Annotated in this window: 2 protein-coding genes; both read right to left on the minus strand. The window is 70.4% G+C overall.

Annotated elements, in window-relative coordinates:
* Window positions 1-146, minus strand: a 146-nt coding sequence (locus tag HMPREF3086_RS19670; RefSeq protein WP_141764106.1) for an ATP-binding cassette domain-containing protein, incomplete at its 3' end; no start/stop codon positions are given.
* Window positions 143-521: FecCD family ABC transporter permease (locus HMPREF3086_RS14805; RefSeq protein WP_141764107.1), on the minus strand; the 379-nt coding region annotated here is incomplete at its 5' end. The genes HMPREF3086_RS19670 and HMPREF3086_RS14805, both read right to left, overlap by 4 nt.

Consider the following 521-nt stretch of genomic DNA (forward strand, 5'->3'; position numbering starts at 1 on the left):
GTCGATTTGCCCGCGCCATTGGGGCCGACCAGAGCGAGCCGGGACCCGGCCGGGACATTCAGGTCGACACCGGAGACGATGACCCTCTTGCCCCTGCCGCAGGTCAGATCGTCGGCGACCAGGTGCACCCCGCTCGCCGGGGTCATGAGGCGTTCCCGAAGGTGTAGGCACGACGCCCCATGAGCAGCAGGAAGATCGGGGCGCCGATGATCCCGGTGACGATGCCCAGCGGCATCTCCTGGGGGGCCGCGACCACGCGGGAGGCCACGTCTACCCACACCAGGAACAGTGCGCCCGCCGCAGCGGCCACCGGGAGCATGGCGCGGTGAGTAGCCCCCACGACCAGTCGGGCGGCGTGCGGGATGATCAGGCCGACGAACCCCACGCCGCCGGCCACCGCCACGAGCACGCCCACCAGCAGACCCTGGAACAGGAACAGCCCGATCCGCAGAGCACGAATGGGCACCCCCAGCGAGGCCGCCGTATCCGAGCCTGTGGCGTAGGCATCGAGCCACGAATGC

Origin of the sequence: Dietzia sp. HMSC21D01, from assembly GCF_001815995.1 — a bacterium.
Lineage (GTDB): Bacteria > Actinomycetota > Actinomycetes > Mycobacteriales > Mycobacteriaceae > Dietzia > Dietzia cinnamea.